Annotated in this window: 17 protein-coding genes; 4 read left to right on the top strand and 13 right to left on the bottom strand. The window is 69.7% G+C overall.

The genetic code is table 11. From position 1 onward, the window contains the following. The first annotated feature begins 74 nt into the window (after positions 1 to 74). Positions 75 to 815, top strand: coding sequence for an aquaporin Z (aqpZ, locus tag KBZ13_RS01155; protein WP_255005200.1), 741 nt, complete (start codon positions 75 to 77; stop codon positions 813 to 815). A 48-nt stretch (positions 816 to 863) separates the two neighbouring features. On the opposite strand, the gene KBZ13_RS01150 is transcribed toward aqpZ, so the two are convergent. The 12 genes from KBZ13_RS01150 to sppA all read right to left on the bottom strand — a co-directional run bounded on the left by KBZ13_RS01150 (position 864) and on the right by sppA (position 9,282). After that, positions 864 to 1,268 (bottom strand): hypothetical protein, encoded by a 405-nt coding sequence (locus tag KBZ13_RS01150; RefSeq protein ID WP_255005198.1) that lies wholly within the window; start codon positions 1,266 to 1,268, stop codon positions 864 to 866. A gap of 132 nt (positions 1,269 to 1,400) precedes the next feature. After that, the gene (locus KBZ13_RS01145) at positions 1,401 to 2,543 is read right to left on the bottom strand and encodes an aminotransferase class V-fold PLP-dependent enzyme (RefSeq protein ID WP_255005860.1); all 1,143 of its coding nucleotides are present in this window, start codon (positions 2,541 to 2,543) and stop codon (positions 1,401 to 1,403) included. A 285-nt stretch (positions 2,544 to 2,828) separates the two neighbouring features. After that, complete coding sequence (locus tag KBZ13_RS01140; protein ID WP_254938519.1) at positions 2,829 to 2,990, bottom strand: hypothetical protein; 162 nt, start codon at positions 2,988 to 2,990, stop codon at positions 2,829 to 2,831. A gap of 121 nt (positions 2,991 to 3,111) precedes the next feature. Then, a complete protein-coding gene (locus KBZ13_RS01135) occupies positions 3,112 to 4,590 on the bottom strand; it encodes an AAA family ATPase (RefSeq protein WP_255005197.1) in 1,479 nt (492 codons plus the stop codon). Positions 4,591 to 4,596: 6 nt separating this feature from the next. Next, positions 4,597 to 5,115 carry a YceD family protein gene (locus tag KBZ13_RS01130; protein ID WP_255005195.1) on the bottom strand — a complete coding sequence of 173 codons (519 nt, stop codon included), beginning with the start codon at positions 5,113 to 5,115 and terminating at the stop codon, positions 4,597 to 4,599. Beyond that, positions 5,112 to 6,251, bottom strand: a complete 1,140-nt coding sequence (gene yidC / locus KBZ13_RS01125) for a membrane protein insertase YidC (protein ID WP_255005193.1) — start codon at positions 6,249 to 6,251, stop codon at positions 5,112 to 5,114. Before yidC ends, KBZ13_RS01130 begins: the two co-directional genes overlap by 4 nt. Before the next feature lie 73 nt (positions 6,252 to 6,324). After that, a complete protein-coding gene (locus KBZ13_RS01120; RefSeq protein WP_255005192.1) occupies positions 6,325 to 6,759 on the bottom strand; it encodes a PH domain-containing protein in 435 nt (144 codons plus the stop codon). After that, complete coding sequence (gene rnpA, locus KBZ13_RS01115) at positions 6,756 to 7,145, bottom strand: ribonuclease P protein component (protein WP_255005191.1); 390 nt, start codon at positions 7,143 to 7,145, stop codon at positions 6,756 to 6,758. Before rnpA ends, KBZ13_RS01120 begins: the two co-directional genes overlap by 4 nt. A 37-nt stretch (positions 7,146 to 7,182) precedes the next feature. Continuing rightward, positions 7,183 to 7,320 (bottom strand): 50S ribosomal protein L34, encoded by a 138-nt coding sequence (gene rpmH, locus KBZ13_RS01110; protein WP_006170261.1) that lies wholly within the window; start codon positions 7,318 to 7,320, stop codon positions 7,183 to 7,185. Between the two features lie 55 nt (positions 7,321 to 7,375). After that, the gene (locus tag KBZ13_RS01105; protein ID WP_255005188.1) at positions 7,376 to 7,993 is read right to left on the bottom strand and encodes a DUF2808 domain-containing protein; all 618 of its coding nucleotides are present in this window, start codon (positions 7,991 to 7,993) and stop codon (positions 7,376 to 7,378) included. A 99-nt stretch (positions 7,994 to 8,092) separates the two neighbouring features. Continuing rightward, positions 8,093 to 8,473, bottom strand: a complete 381-nt coding sequence (gene aroH / locus KBZ13_RS01100; protein ID WP_255005187.1) for a chorismate mutase — start codon at positions 8,471 to 8,473, stop codon at positions 8,093 to 8,095. After that, positions 8,470 to 9,282 carry a signal peptide peptidase SppA gene (gene sppA, locus KBZ13_RS01095; protein ID WP_255005184.1) on the bottom strand — a complete coding sequence of 271 codons (813 nt, stop codon included), beginning with the start codon at positions 9,280 to 9,282 and terminating at the stop codon, positions 8,470 to 8,472. Before sppA ends, aroH begins: the two co-directional genes overlap by 4 nt. Positions 9,283 to 9,335: 53 nt before the next feature. On the opposite strand from sppA, the gene KBZ13_RS01090 reads away from it, so the two are divergent. The 3 genes from KBZ13_RS01090 (at position 9,336) to KBZ13_RS01080 (ending at position 13,299) form a co-directional block, all read left to right on the top strand. Then, positions 9,336 to 10,286, top strand: coding sequence for a DMT family transporter (locus KBZ13_RS01090; RefSeq protein ID WP_255005182.1), 951 nt, complete (start codon positions 9,336 to 9,338; stop codon positions 10,284 to 10,286). Continuing rightward, complete coding sequence (locus tag KBZ13_RS01085) at positions 10,276 to 11,370, top strand: glycosyltransferase (RefSeq protein ID WP_255005180.1); 1,095 nt, start codon at positions 10,276 to 10,278, stop codon at positions 11,368 to 11,370. Before KBZ13_RS01090 ends, KBZ13_RS01085 begins: the two co-directional genes overlap by 11 nt. A gap of 78 nt (positions 11,371 to 11,448) precedes the next feature. Then, the gene (locus tag KBZ13_RS01080; protein WP_255005178.1) at positions 11,449 to 13,299 is read left to right on the top strand and encodes an ArnT family glycosyltransferase; all 1,851 of its coding nucleotides are present in this window, start codon (positions 11,449 to 11,451) and stop codon (positions 13,297 to 13,299) included. Here the strand turns inward: KBZ13_RS01080 and KBZ13_RS01075 are convergent. Continuing rightward, positions 13,293 to 13,832 (bottom strand): DUF721 domain-containing protein, encoded by a 540-nt coding sequence (locus tag KBZ13_RS01075; RefSeq protein ID WP_255005177.1) that lies wholly within the window; start codon positions 13,830 to 13,832, stop codon positions 13,293 to 13,295. The genes KBZ13_RS01080 and KBZ13_RS01075 overlap by 7 nt on opposite strands. Positions 13,833 to 13,916: the final 84 nt, after the last annotated feature.

Raw genomic sequence — 13,916 nt, 5'->3', positions numbered from 1 at the left:
TGGCCGGTGCCACAGGGAGGCCAGCGCGTCTGCACGTAACTTTGCAGCGTTGAAGCGATCTTTTTTCTGCGTCCATGGCTGCTGCTGTCCCCCTCTCGAGAAAGTTCCTGGCCGAACTGATCGGCACCTTCTGGCTTGTGTTCGGCGGCTGCGGCAGTGCCGTGCTGGCGGCGGTGTTCCCCTACGCCCAGGCCGACAACAACCCCCTGGGCCTCGGCTTCCTGGGCGTGTCACTGGCCTTCGGACTCACCCTGCTGACGATGGCCTACACGATCGGCCATGTCTCGGGCTGCCACATCAACCCGGCCGTGAGCTTCGGTCTCTGGGCCAGCGGTCGTTTTCCGGGCTCCCACCTGCTCACCTACATCGTCGCCCAGGTGCTCGGCGGAGTGATCGCCGGTGGGCTGCTGTTCGCCATCGCCAGCGGCCGCGCCGGCTTCCAGCTCACGGGCAGCAACCCCCTGGCCACCAACGGCTTCGGGGCCCATTCGCCTGGGGGCTATGGGCTGCTGCCTGCCTTGATCATCGAGGTGGTGCTGACGTTCATCTTCCTGCTGGTGATCCTCGGCACCACTCACAAAGACGCCATCAAAGACCTGGCGGGTGTGCCGATCGGCCTTTCGCTCGTGCTGATTCACCTGATCAGCATCCCGATCACCAACACCTCAGTGAATCCCGCCCGCAGCACCGGCGTGGCCCTGTGGGTGGGCGGTGATGCGGTGGGTCAGCTGTGGCTGTTCTGGCTGGCGCCGATCGTGGGCGCCCTGCTGGCCGGTTGGGTGCATCGGAACCTGCTGGAGGGCCGCGGCGACTGAAACGGCCGCGGGCTCTTCTCACCGTATGGGGAAGAAGATGTTGGCTGCTCAGGCCAACTCATTCCCTTCCTTCGAGCGCAGGAAGACATAACTGCCAGCAGCTAACACCAAGGGCAACAGCAGGCCCCAGAGGCGCCCAAGGGTAGGGGAGCCCAGCAGGGGCGAGTCTTTGGCGGCGGCGTAGGGCGACGACTTCTTGCTCCCTGGGGCTTTGGTGCCACCGATCGGACCTGCCAGGGGAACGGGTGCATCGCTGCCGGCGTCATCGGTGGCGGCGGCATAGGGGGACTGCTTCTCGCTGCCCGCGGCCTGCGTGCCCGCACCGGGGCCGCCAGCGGGGCCGGCAGCGAGGTCTGTGCCGGCAACGACCGGAGCCACGCAGATCAGGGCCAGAACCCCGGCGGCCAGGGTCAACCTGAGTGGATGGCGCGACGACCTGAAAAACGTTGGCATCGATTCACTCCAGCGGGGTGTCAAGGGAAGTCCTGAAGCACCTGGAAAAAATCTAAGCAAAGCCTCCAGAATCAGCCGCGATCGCCACAGGTTGTTTCATGACCCAGCCGGCGCTGATCCATTGCAGGCCGCTCAGAGACTGGCGAGGGCCTCCAGCAGCTGATCCACTTCCGCTTCGGTGGTGGTGACATGGGTGCAGGCCCGCAGGCAGGCGGGCTGATCGAGGCTGCGGATCCACAGCCCCCGCTCCCCCAGGGTCTTGACCACAGCGGCGGGGTCATCGCCCCGCAGGCGGAAACTCACCAGCCCTGCTGTGGGAGGGATGGCCAGCACGGGCTCCACACCCGGCAGATCGTTTAACCCCCGCCAGAGGCGGCCGCTGCGCTCGGTGATCAGTTCCAGGCGCTGCGCCACCGGGCCCACCTGCTCCAGCAGCTCCAGGGAGCGCAGCAGACCGGCGAACAGAGGCACACAGGAGGTGGCCACCTCGAAGCGGCGGCCATCGCGGTGCCAGCCGCTGTGCTCGTCGGTTTCCTGGCGCAGGTTGCGCCAGCCGATCAGGGTGGGCTGGGCCTGCTCCAGCACGCGTTCGGAGAGGGCGACGCCCCCGAGCCCCTCGGGTCCGCAGGCCCACTTGTGGCCGGTGAAGGCGTAGATGTCGGCGGCATTGGCGGCCGGGCCGATCGCCAGGCTGCCGAAGGACTGGGCCGCATCCACCAGCAGCCAGGGGCGCCTGGGGTGGGCGGCCAGGCGCTCGGCCACCGCCGCCATCGGCATTTCGACGCCCGTGTTCCAGAGTAGGTGGGAGAGCACCACCAGGCGAGTGTTGGGGGTGAGGGAGCGTTCCAGGGCCTCCAGGGCCGCTGCCGGAGCACTGGCCCCCTCGGCCCCCACCAGCGCCTTGACGCCAAAGCTCCCCAGCTGGAGCCCCTGGCGCCGGGCCAGCTCAGCGCAGGCGGCCACCACCCCGTGGTGCTCGCAGTCGCTGATCAGGATCTGATCGCCTGGCTCCCAGGGCAGGCCCCAGAGGGGCAGCACGCAGCCACTGCTGACGTTTTCCGTGAGCGCCAGGCGGTGGGGGTGCACGCCGCAGGCGGCCGAGAGGGTGCGGCGCAGCCTGGAGGTGAGCGTCTCCAGCCAGGGCCAGACCGCGCTGGTGAACGGCCCCAGCTCCTGAATGGTGGCGAAGGCCTCGTTGATCGCCTCAAGCGAGGGGGTGGGCAAGGGGCCCTGGCCGCCGTAGTTGAAGTAGGTCTTGTTCGCCAGGGCGGGCATCAGCGCCCGCAGCTGATCTGGGGTCAGGGCCCTGTGCTGCTCCGCGCTCAAGGCTGACCTGCTGACATCCGCCAAGGTTGGCACCACCCGGCGCAGGGAAAGGCCAGACGGTGCAGGCGGCGAGGCAAGTGGCAGCCCTGTTGGTGATTCAGCGGTCTTGAGTAAGAGCGGGGTTGAGCTCAGCTGAGGGCAGCTTTTACTCCCGTCAGGCAGGAGGAGCCAGGGAAAATCTGCTCGCTCGCAAGAACGAGGCCTCCATCAGGGCAGGCAGGCGGACCCCTTGGCTCAGAGCACCTGACCCACCATCACTGCCGCCACAGCTGAAAACAGCGTGATCCCCAGGGCGGTGAGCGGGTTCTGACCTTGGGCCACCGCAAAGCTGGTGATCACTCCGGCCCCAATGCAGGCCACGGTCAGCTGCATGGCGATGGAAGGACGTGTCTCCAAGGGATCACCGATCGGGTGCGCTGAAGCTAAGGGCCGTGGCCCGCTGCGCCAGGACCTCCCCCCGCTCTTCGTTACCCAGCGTTGGTTTTCGTTACGCCGCGCAATCTGGCCGGTGTCGTCTTCAGCAATGGAGTGAGGCAGGCCGGGCCCGGCCGCCGCTGGCCCATTGCTTGAGCGCCGCCAGCTGTTCCTTGGCGGTGCGGGCCAGGGGCACAAGCTGGGCCGCCGCCACGATCAGGTCGGCCTCGCCAAACTCCCGGCCCTCGCTGAAGGCCAGATGCATCGCCTCCACCACCGTCTGCTCCAGCTCCGCGCCGGAGAAGCCTTCGCTCCTGTCCACCACCACCTCCAGCGGGATGCCATGGGCGGGGCGGCGGCGGCGCAGCTGCAGATCGAGGATCGCCCGTCGCTCGGTGGCATCCGGCAGGTCGAGCAGGAAGATCTCGTCGAAGCGACCCTTGCGCATCAGCTCCCCCGGCAGGTTCTCTACCCCGTTGGCGGTCGCCACCACGAACACCGCTGAGGCCTTCTCCGCCATCCAGGTGAGCAGGCTGGCCAGCACCCGCTGGCTGGTGCCGCCATCGCTGCGGCCATCACCCCCGAAGCCCTTGTCGATCTCGTCGATCCAGAGCACGCAGGGGGCCATGGCCTCGGCCCGTTGAATCATGTCGCGGGTGCGCGCTTCGCTGGCCCCCACCAGCCCGGCGAACAGCCGGCCCACATCCAGCCTCAGAAGCGGCATCCCCCAGCCGTGGGCGATCGCCTTGGCGGTGAGCGACTTGCCCGTGCCCTGGGGGCCCACCAGCAGCACTCCCCGGGGCAGGGGCAGGCCGTAGCGCTGGGCTTCGTCGCTGAAGGCCTGGTGGCGGCGCTCCAGCCATTGCTTGAGGGCGTCGTGGCCGCCAATGTCGGCGGGGCTGGCGTCGCTGGGGCAGTACTCGAGCAGTTCGCTGCGGGCGACGGCCTGGCGTTTTTCCTCGAGGATCTCGGCCAGATCATCGCTGCTCAGGCGGCCGCGGCGGGCCAGGCCCCGGGCCGCCACCTGGCGGATGCGCTGCTCGCTCAGGCCGCTGCAGCTGTGGGTCAGCTGCTCCAGTTCGCCGGCCTCCAGGGGCTGGCCGCTGGCCTGGGCGATGCTGAGCAGCAGCGCACGGATCGCATCGGCCTCCGGCAGGGGCAGATCCAGCAGCGTGACGCACTCCTCCAGGTCCCGGGGCAGCTGCCACTCGGCAGCGGTGATCACCACGGTGAGCGGGTGCTGGCGCAGGCTGACGAACAGGTTGCGCAGCTTGCGGCAGACGGCGCCGTCCTCGCAGTAGCGGTGGAAGTCGTGCAGCACCAGGATCGCCCCCTGCTCACCGCCGAGGCCCTCGAGGCACTCCAGGGCCGCCAGGGGGTTGCGGGCGGCCTCGCCGTCGCGGTTGGGGAGGCCGCGCAGGCCGTGGATGAAATCCCAGCGCAGCAGCAGGCGCTGGCCCAGCCGCCGGGCCCCCTCCCCCAGCAGGGTGGCGATGCGCTCCTCCTCAGGGCTGCGGATCCAGAGGATCGGCGTGCGGGCGCGGATCAGCAGATCCAGGTGGTCCGACCAGGCCTGGCCCATGGTGCCTCAGGGCAACTGCAGGAGTCGGAGTGCCGCCCAGCGCGGGTCGCCGCAGGGCTCCGCGGCCTCGCTGGCCGTGGGCTCCGGGCGCTCCTTGGGCAGGTCAGGGCCTGGGCAGTCGAGGCCGCAGTCGTTGCGCAGGGGCAGTTGCAGGTGCAGCTGCTCAAACAGCCAGCGGGCCGGATCGAAGCTGCCGCGGGGATCGAGGGTTTCGCAGGGCGCCTCGGGATCGAGCTCCAGCACCTCAGGGCACTCCACCTCGGCTTCGCTCAACCAGATCAGCTCGTTGCTGTCGCTCCTGAGCGGATGGTTGTAATGCTGCAGGCAGCGGTCGCAGCAAAGGGTGACGATTGTTTCAGCCCGGCCACGCACCTCGAGCACGGTGCCGCGATGGACGGCCTCCAGCTCCCCCCGCACCGGGGTGAGGCTGGCCAGATCGTCCAGGGGTTGGTCCACGGTCCAGCGGCGGCCGTCCGCCAGGAGCCTGAGCTCCTGCAGGGGCACCGGCAGGAGCGCGCCGCTCACTTCTTGCCCTTGGGCTCAAAGGGAAGACGCCCGCCCTCAGTGCTGCCCCCTGCCGTGACGGCCACGGCCTGCTGGGCGATCTGCTGGTCGAGAATCGTCTGCAGATTGTCCGGCAGGGCCTCACGGGTGAGCAGGAAGGTCTGCAGGGCCTGGAAGATGTTGGCCACCACCATGTAGAGCAGCACCCCGGCCGGCAGGGGGAAGAACAGGAACATCCCCGTGATCATCACCGGGGTGATCTTGTTGGCGGTGGCCTGCTGGGGGTTGGCCGGCATGCCCATGCCCGAGAGCAGCTGAGAGGCCAGCAGGCTCAGGCCGAAGCCCGCCACCAGGATGGCGATGTCCCAGTTGATCGCTCCATCGGTGTAGAAGCCCACCTGGCCGAGGGCCTTGATGAACAGGAAACCGCTTCGGGCCGCGAGGCCGGGAATGCTGGCCTCCACGGTGGCATCGCCGGGGGCCAGGGCCTCGATCGTGCCGTCGCCGCTGACCCGCACCACCTCCTCGCCCTTGCTCACCTTCCAACTGGGCCTGAAGGCGTCACCGTTGTCGATCCCGGCCAGCAGGGAGCTGAAGGCTTCACCTTCTTTGGTTTCGATCTTCACCTGCTGGCGTTCACCCACCCCGAGCTTGGTGCCGGTCGGCAGGCTGGCGATCACCGGCACGTGCCTGGTCTCGGTGATGAAGATCGAGTGGCTGGCGCTGGCGAAGGGCTTGGTCTCCAGCGCTGCGATCTCCTCGGCGGGCACCACCTTGAGGTTGAGGGTGTAGGGCACATCCGCAAACGGTGAGCCGCGCAGGGTGGCGAAGAGAGCGAACAGGATCGGCATCTGCACCAGCAGAGGCAGACAGCCCGCCAGGGGGCTGCCGAACTCCTTCATCAGCTTGCCCAGTTCCTCCTGCTGCTTCTGGGGGTCGGAGGCGTAGCGACTCTTGATTTCCGCCTGGCGCTTCTGCATCACCGGCTGGGCGATGCGCATGCGCCGGGCACTGCGGATCGAGCCGGCACTCAGGGGGAACAGGGCCAGCCGGATCACCACGGTCAGGGCAATGATCGCCAGCCCGTAGCTGGGCACCAATCCATAGAAGAAATCGAGGATCGGGAGCAGCAGATTGTCGGAGATGTAGCCGATCACGGCGTCGGGGTCTCAGAGGACAGGTTCGATGGGGACAGTGTGCATGAGCACAGGCCGGTGTTGACGGGCGGGCTCAGGCGCTGGCGGCCTGGGGGTTGCCGAAACCGTTGGCGGCCGCTGGGGTGCGTGCCGCGATCTGCTCGTTGATGTAGGCCTCCGCCTCGCGGAAGCGGGGCATGGCGCGCATCTCCAGCCGGGCGCCGTCGCTCAGCACCAACACCATGTCGCCCCAGAAGCCAAAACCGCGCGGAATCGAGCGCACCTCCTTGATCTGGCCGTAGGCCACCTGGCTGCGGTCACGGCCCATCCAGCCACCCGTGACCGACACCCGGCGGCTGGTGATCCGAAAGCGCAGCCAGAGGGCCCGGATGATCGCTCCCACCGTGAACGGGAGGCCGATCAGGGTGAGCCCGAATAGGAGGTTGAAGATCAGGTCACCCCGGGCGGGCCCCCCTTCGTAGAACAGGGTTTCGGAGCTGGTCAGGGGTGTGCTGGTGTCGGGGGTCATGGGCGCAGTCCAGCTTTCTGCAGAAGCATGGAACATTCTCCCAGCAGATCGTCGTCCGGCACCTCGGCGCTCCCTGGCTTCAGGCTCAGCAGGATCCACTGGGCCGGCTGCTCGGGCGCCTGGGCATGGCAGAACAGCCGCAGGTGGTCGTGGAACAGACGCCGCAGGCGGTTGCGCTGCACCGAGCGCTTGCTCACCTTGGTGCTGATCACCACCGCGCAGCGGCAGGGGCTGGGGGCCTGCCGGCGCAGTTCGCTCCTGAGCAGCTCATCACGGGCCGCCATGGTGCGTAGCACCATCCATTGGCCGTGGTGGCGCACCCCCTGCTGGTAGAGGTGATCGAACACGAAACGGCCCCTCAGCCGATGTTCCCTAGGCAGGACCATGGCTGCGGGGCCGTTGGGTGAAACCGGTTCAGACCGTTCAGACCGCCAGGCGGGCCCTGCCGCGGCGGCGGCGGGTGCGGATCACGCGACGGCCGGTGTGGCTGCGCATGCGCACGCGAAAGCCCGAGACCCGCTTGCGCTTACGGCTGGTTCCTTCGAGGGTCCGCTTGGTCATGGCTCAGGCTCTGCTGCTATTTCGTCTTGATCGATCAACCTATCAGTCGGCGCCGTCAGTTCGAGGGATCGATCTGGATAATCCAGCTGCCCAGGTAGCCGGACATCGGCACGTCACCGGGAGCCTGGGCGAGGGCATTGAACTGGTACATGCCGATGTTGAAGGGGTTGAACAGGTTGATGTAGACCCCGATGGTCTTGTCATCCGGGACAGGCGTGTTGGGGAAGATCTCGATCGCCCGGCCACCCTTGGGGATCTCCACCACGGCAGGAATCTCCTGCAAGCAACGGGTGCGGGAGAGCATGCCACCTTCCTTCATGACGCAGAGTTTGACGTCCTTGGGATCGATCTTCACATCAAAGCTTTCGGGGATGGTGATGCTCAGTTTGAGGATGGCGGTCTTGCGGTCCTTCGGTTTGAGGATCAGGTAATACTCCGAACGCTTCAGCCGCGTGGTGTCGGTGACGAAGTAGTAGAGCTTGCGGTAATCCCGGTTGTTGTCCCAGCGGAACTCCAGCAGGCTGGGGGTGCCCTGGGCCCGGGCCGGGGCGGGCGCGGCGCCCTCCAGCAGGGCCGTGCCACCGGCCACCGTCAGACCCCCCAACACGGTGGCACCGGCGGCGGCGGCGGCGATGGCCAGGGGGCGCCGCAGGACGGCAAACGGAGAGGTCATGGTGGTGAGGAGAGGCGGGCGCCGAGGCGGCGCGCCAACGACTGGATTCTGGTCAGCATGGGGGACCCGCAGCTCCCCAGGTGGGCGGCAGGCGAGCTGTCAGTTGTGACCAGATCGGTCTGGTCGCAGCAGGGCTGCCCCTCGCAGGTAGGGGTGGACCACCGGCTGGTCGCGCTCCATCCAGGCGTGGGCCAGCAGCCGGATGCAGCGGGGCAGGTCGCCGGCCACGGCCATCTGCTGGCAGTCCAGCAGGGCGACGGCGTCCCAGCCGGCCCGCTGCCGGGCCACCGCCGCGGGAAAGCAGGCATCCAGATCCGTCGTGCAGCTGAAGGTGACCGAGAGCACGCGCTCTGCCTGCAGTTGGTTGCGCTCGATCAGGTCGCTGATCAGTTCCGCCACCGCCTCGGCGATCGCTTCGGCGCTGTTGGCGCTGGCGGTGGTGGCCCCCCGCAGGGCCCGCAGGGCCAGGGTCTCGCTCATGGGCGGTAGAGCCAGAGGGGTTGGCCGCCCCAGGCCAGCTCCAGGCTGAGGGCCGCCCGCAGCTCACCCCAGAGGGCCCGGCCCGGGATCAGGCTCCCCAGGCCCTTGCGCGGATGGCCGAAGCTCACCGGCCGGGTTTTCTCCTCATCGAGATCGGCCAGCCGGGCCGCCAGCCGCCGGGCCGCATCCTCATCACCCAGCTCGTCCACCAGGCCCAGCTCCCTGGCCTGGGCACCGCTGAACACGCGCCCGTCGGCGAAGCCCCGCACCACCTCCTCGCTGAGGCTGCGGCCCTCGGCCACGGCCGTGACGAACTGGCCGTAGCTCGAATCGATCAGGGCCTGCAGCAGCTCCCGCTCCCCCTCGGTGAGGGCCCGATCGGGGGAAAGGATGTCCTTGTAGAGGCCGCTCTTTACCGTCTCGAAGCTGATGCCGACGCGCTCCAGCAGCTTCGAGAGGTTGTTGCCCCGCAGGATCACGCCGATCGAGCCGGTGATCGTGCCCGGGTTGGCGACGATCCGATCCGCCGCCACCCCCACATAGACGCCGCCGGAGGCGGAGATGTTGCCGAAGCTGGCCACCACCTTGCAGCCCTTGGAGCGCAGGCGCATCAGGGCGGCATGGATCTCCTGGCTGTCGCCGACGGTGCCCCCGGGGCTGTCGATCCGGAGCAGCAGGGCGGGGAATTCGCGTTCCTCCACCTGCCGCAGGGCCTTGAGCACCCGCTCCCGGGTGGCGCCGGCGATCGCTCCTTCGATGGCAATCCGGGCCAGCTTGCGGCGGGACTTGCGGCGCCAGGGCCAGGACATGAAACGCGGTGCAGAGTCGCTGGATCTTAAAAAGGGGTTCTGCAGCCTGCCCGATGCCCTTTTTGCCGCGCTGGCTCCTGATGCTGCTGCCCTTCGCGCTCTGGGGCACGGCGATGGCGGCAATGAAACCTCTGCTGGTGGGCGCCGGTCCGCTCACCCTGGCCTGGATGCGCCTGGTGCCCGCCGGCCTGCTGGTGCTGCTGGCCGCTGCCCTGTTGGGCCGCTCCCTGCGCGTCGAGCGCCGGGACCTGGGCTGGCTGCTGCTGTTTGCCGCCGTCGACGCCACCTTGTTCCAGGCGCTGCTGGCCGTGGGCCTGGGCCAGACCGGTGCCGGCCTGGGGTCGGTGTTGATCGATTCCCAACCCCTGGTGGTGGCGCTGCTGGCCCGCAGCCTGTTCGCTGAGGCGATCAATCCCGTGGGCTGGCTCGGCCTGCTGCTGGGGGTGCTGGGCATCGTCTGCCTGGGACTCCCGGCGCCGCTGTTGCAGCACTGGTGGCTGGAAGCCCCCTCCAGCCTCGGGGCCCGGGCCTGGAGCCACGGCGAACTGTGGATGCTGGGGGCGGCCCTGGCCATGGCCTTCGGCACCGTGATCAGCCGCTACGCCTGCCGTTCCAGCGATCCTGTGGCGATCACCGGTTGGCACATGCTGCTGGGGGGTGTGCCCCTGCTGCTCGCTTCGGCTCTGGCCCCGCTGATCTGGAGCGGCGCCCCCCCCTTCTGGCCCCAGTGGAGCGCCCAGGACTGGGGCCTGATGGCCTACGCCAGCGTCTTCGGCAGCGCCCTGGCCTATGGCCTGTTCTTCACATTCGCCAGCCGCGGGGACCTCACCGGCTTCAGCTCCCTCACCTTCCTCACCCCCCTGTTCGCCCTGGTGTGCGGCCAGCTACTGCTGGCGGAGGAGCTCAGGCCCCTGCAGTGGCTCGGGGCGGTGGTGGCCCTGATCTCCGTGCTGTTGATCAACCGGCGCCAGCAACTCTGGGAGGGCCCAGGCGATGGGGGCTGAGGCGCTGCGGCTGCTGGTGGTCAGCACCCCGGTCGGGGCCCTCGGCAGCGGCAGGGGCGGCGGGGTGGAGCTCACCCTGGCCAGCCTGGTGGCGGGCCTGCTGGAGCGCGGCCACCACCTCACCGTGCTGGCGGCCGATGGGTCGCGGCTGCCCGCAGGCTGCGAGCGCGCTCGCCTCTGGAGCTGCCCCGGAGTGGACCAGCCCAGCTGGCAGCACCAGCGCCGGGACTCCCCCGTCGTGATGCCCGCGCAGGCCCTGCTGCCGCGGCTGTGGCAGCGGGCCGTGGGGTCGCAAGCCGGCTTCGATGCCCTGATCAACCTGGCCTACGACTGGCTGCCGTTCTGGCTGACGCCCCAGCTGCACACCCCCCTGCTGCACCTGGTGAGCATGGGCTCGGTGGCGGAGGTGATGGATGCGGTGATCGCCGATGTGGCCCGCTGGGATCAACGCCGGCTGGCGTTTCACACCCGGGCCCAGGCCGACGATTTCGAGCTCAGCGAAGCGCCGGTGCTGGTGGGCAACGGCTTCGATCTGGAGGCCTACGGTTTCTGCGCCGCGCCCGAGCCCCTGCTGGGCTGGGTGGGGCGGATCGCCCCGGAGAAGGGGCTCGAGGACGCGGCCAGGGCGGCAGCCCTGCTGGGGCGGCGTCTGGCGGTGTGGGGGCTCGTGGAGGATCCCGCCTACGCCGCCGCCGTGGAGGCCGCGGTGCCCGCCGGCACCGTCGACTGGCGAGGGTTCCTGCCCACCTCCGAGCTCCAGGCCGAGCTGGGCCGCTGCGCGGCGCTGCTCAACACCCCGAAGTGGAACGAGGCCTTCGGCAATGTGGTGGTGGAGGCGATGGCCTGCGGCGTGCCCGTGGTGGCCTACCGCCGCGGCGGCCCTGGGGAGCTGGTGCAGCCCGGGATCAATGGGCTGCTGGTCCCCCCCGACGACGTGCCCGCCCTGGCGGCGGCGGTGGCCGACGCCGAGGGACTCGATCGCCAGTCCTGCCGGGCCTGGGTGGAGCGCACCTGCTCGAGGGCCGCCTTCGCGGAGCGCCTGGAGCGCTGGCTGCTGAGCGCCCTGGGGCGGTCGCCTGCTTGACAGCCATCTGGGAATAAGTTCGTTTGCCGTGTTTCGCGCCGCGTGATTCCAGAGCGTCCTTCCCGCCTGAGCAGCGGCGTGGTTCTGGGCCTCACCGTGGCGCTGGGGGTGCTGCTGTTCCTGCGGGGGCTGGGCGAATCGGGCCTGGTGGATGAGACCCCGCCCCTGTTTGCCGCCGCTGCCCGGGCCATGGCCGAGACGGGCGACTGGCTGACCCCCGCCGTCAACGGCCTGCCCCGCTACGACAAGCCGCCACTGGTCTATTGGGCGATGGCCCTGGGCTACCTGCTGCCCGGCCAGCCGCACTGGAACCCCCTGGGCACCTGGGCCGCCAACCTGCCCACGGCCCTGGCGTCGATCGCCGTGATGGTGGCCCTGGCCTTCACCCTGCTGCGCTGGCCCCAGCCGGCCGGATCGTCAGGGCGGCCCCCGCGCTGGCCGGCGCTGACGGCCCTGGCGGCGCCCCTGGCCTTCGCCCTTTCGCCCCTGGTGATCCTCTGGGGGCGCATCGGCGTCAGCGATGGTCTGTTCACCGCCGGCGTCGCCCTCACCCTGCTGCTGTTCTGGCAGGCCCACGCCGACCCACGCCGCCCCAGGTGGGCCCCCTGGCCGCTGCTGGGGCTGGCGGTGCTGGCCAAGGGGCCGGTGGCGCTGCTCCTGGTGGGTCTCACCCTGCTGGTCTTCGGCCTGCACCAGGGCAACCTTGGCGTCCTGGTGGGGCGGTTTCGCCCCCTGCGGGGCCTGGCGATCACCGCCCTGGTGGCGGTGCCCTGGTTCGCCGCTGAGCTGGTGGTGGAAGGCAAGCCTTTCTGGGACAGCTTTTTCGGGTACCACAACCTGCAGCGGTTCAGCTCGGTGGTGAACCAGCACCTGCAGCCCTGGTGGTACTTCGGCCCGGTGCTGGTGGTGGCCAGCCTGCCGTTCACGCCCCTGCTGCTGCTGGGCCTGGGGCGTGCCCTGGGGCGCCCCCGAGGTGCGGGCCGGCAGGCCAACAGCCTTCCTGCGACCAGCCCTCCTGCCACCAGCCTTGGGGCTTTTGCCGCCTGCTGGCTGCTCGTGGTGCTGGCCTTCTTCACGGTCTCGGCCACGAAGCTGCCCAGCTACTGGCTGCCGGCCACCCCGGCCGCAGCCCTGCTGGTCGCCCTGGCGGCCCAGGGCGCCGATCAGCCGGCTCCCCCTTGGCCTTCAAGGCCGGTGCCGGATCGGCCCCTGGCCTGGGCCCAGGGCCTGACCCTGCTGCTGGGGGCCCTACTGGCCGCTGCCCTCTGGGCCTCCCCCCGCTGGGTGCCGCTGATCAACGATCCGGAGATGCCCACCCTGCCCGCTGAGCTGCTGGCCAGTGGACTGGTGCTGCGGGCGGCCTTCTGTTTCTCTCTGCTGGTGGTGGTGGGCCTGGTGCTCTGGCGCTGGCCCCTGCGGCCCCCGGGCTGGCTGCTGGCCGTGCAGCTGCCGCTGGTGCTGTTCCAGGCCGTGGCGGTGTTGCCGATGTGGAGCCTGGGGGATGGGGTGCGCCAGCGGCCGGTGCGCCAGATCGCTTCTGAGCTGGTGCGCCAGCGACGGCCGAGTGAATCGGTGGCGATGGTCGGGATCCTGAAGCCGTCGCTGCACTACTACAGCCGCCGGGTCGTGCTCTACGAGGGCCGCCTGCCGGCGGATCTGGTCAACCTCAACGACCGGCTGTTGAACGAACGCCGCCATGGCCAGGCCCCCGCCCGCCTTGATGAGGCGCCCACGGTGCTGGTGGTGATCGACGACACCACCTCCCAGGAGCCCTATTGGCAGGGGTTGGGGGCCGAGGAACTGGCCCACATTGGCCTCTACAAGCTCTGGCGCCTGGACCGCCGCCGCCTGGACGAGCGGGCCCGGGGGCTGATCAACCGGGGCCAGGCCCGGATCCAGTGGCGGGATCCCCGGCCGGAGCGCTACTGAGATTCGCCCAAGGGCTCCTGGGGCTGGCGCCGGCAGAAGCTGCAGTGCCCCCAGCGCTGGATTTCACCGCCAGGGGAGGGGCGGCCGCAGTCGGGGCAGGTGCCCATGCCATGCACATCCACGCGGCTGGGATGGACGGCCCAGGTGGCCGCCTCCGCCTCGGCGCCGGGGGTGAAGGGGGCGGCGGGCTGGATCTGTTGGAAGCGCAGGTCGCGCACCGTGAAGCCCGCCCCGCGCAGGGCCCCCAGCAGCTGATGTCGGTTGTAGCGAAGCCCCTGCAGCCACTGGGGGTGGCTGGCTCCCACCGTGAGCAGACCGCCGCGGAAGCTGGTGGGGCGGCAGTGGGGCGCCAACTGCGGGCCGGCGATGCGTGGCCAGGCCTGCCACAGGGCCGCCAGGCTTCCTTCCCGTTGCCACTCCTGCTGGAGACGCGCCAGGCAGTCGCCGAGGGCTGCGGCGGGGGGGCGCGGCGCCGCCATCAGCAGCGACAGGTTGCCGATGCGGCGGGTCTGCTCGGGGCGGGCGCGGGCCATGGCACAAGGCTAGGTGCGGGCATCCGGCCCTGGCCGGACTGTTTTGACCGGGCGCTGCCGCTAGCCTCCGGATCGCTCCCACTT

Origin of the sequence: Cyanobium sp. ATX 6F1, assembly GCF_024346315.1 — a bacterium.
In the GTDB taxonomy this organism is placed as follows: domain Bacteria; phylum Cyanobacteriota; class Cyanobacteriia; order PCC-6307; family Cyanobiaceae; genus ATX-6F1.
Note: the sequence above shows the minus strand (reverse complement) of the source record. Positions and strands in the feature narration are given on the sequence as shown.

Bases quoted from the DNA above. Each gene is read 5' to 3' on its own strand.
- aqpZ (WP_255005200.1), top strand. From the start codon at position 75: ATGGCTGCTGCTGTCCCCCTCTCGAGAAAGTTCCTGGCCGAACTGATC.
- KBZ13_RS01150 (WP_255005198.1), bottom strand. From the start codon at position 1,268: ATGCCAACGTTTTTCAGGTCGTCGCGCCATCCACTCAGGTTGACCCTG.
- KBZ13_RS01145 (WP_255005860.1), bottom strand. From the start codon at position 2,543: ATGCCCGCCCTGGCGAACAAGACCTACTTCAACTACGGCGGCCAGGGC.
- KBZ13_RS01135 (WP_255005197.1), bottom strand. From the start codon at position 4,590: ATGGGCCAGGCCTGGTCGGACCACCTGGATCTGCTGATCCGCGCCCGC.
- KBZ13_RS01120 (WP_255005192.1), bottom strand. From the start codon at position 6,759: ATGACCCCCGACACCAGCACACCCCTGACCAGCTCCGAAACCCTGTTC.
- rnpA (WP_255005191.1), bottom strand. From the start codon at position 7,145: ATGGTCCTGCCTAGGGAACATCGGCTGAGGGGCCGTTTCGTGTTCGAT.
- rpmH (WP_006170261.1), bottom strand. From the start codon at position 7,320: ATGACCAAGCGGACCCTCGAAGGAACCAGCCGTAAGCGCAAGCGGGTC.
- KBZ13_RS01105 (WP_255005188.1), bottom strand. From the start codon at position 7,993: ATGACCTCTCCGTTTGCCGTCCTGCGGCGCCCCCTGGCCATCGCCGCC.
- aroH (WP_255005187.1), bottom strand. From the start codon at position 8,473: ATGAGCGAGACCCTGGCCCTGCGGGCCCTGCGGGGGGCCACCACCGCC.
- sppA (WP_255005184.1), bottom strand. From the start codon at position 9,282: ATGTCCTGGCCCTGGCGCCGCAAGTCCCGCCGCAAGCTGGCCCGGATT.
- KBZ13_RS01090 (WP_255005182.1), top strand. From the start codon at position 9,336: ATGCCCTTTTTGCCGCGCTGGCTCCTGATGCTGCTGCCCTTCGCGCTC.
- KBZ13_RS01085 (WP_255005180.1), top strand. From the start codon at position 10,276: ATGGGGGCTGAGGCGCTGCGGCTGCTGGTGGTCAGCACCCCGGTCGGG.
- KBZ13_RS01075 (WP_255005177.1), bottom strand. From the start codon at position 13,832: ATGGCCCGCGCCCGCCCCGAGCAGACCCGCCGCATCGGCAACCTGTCG.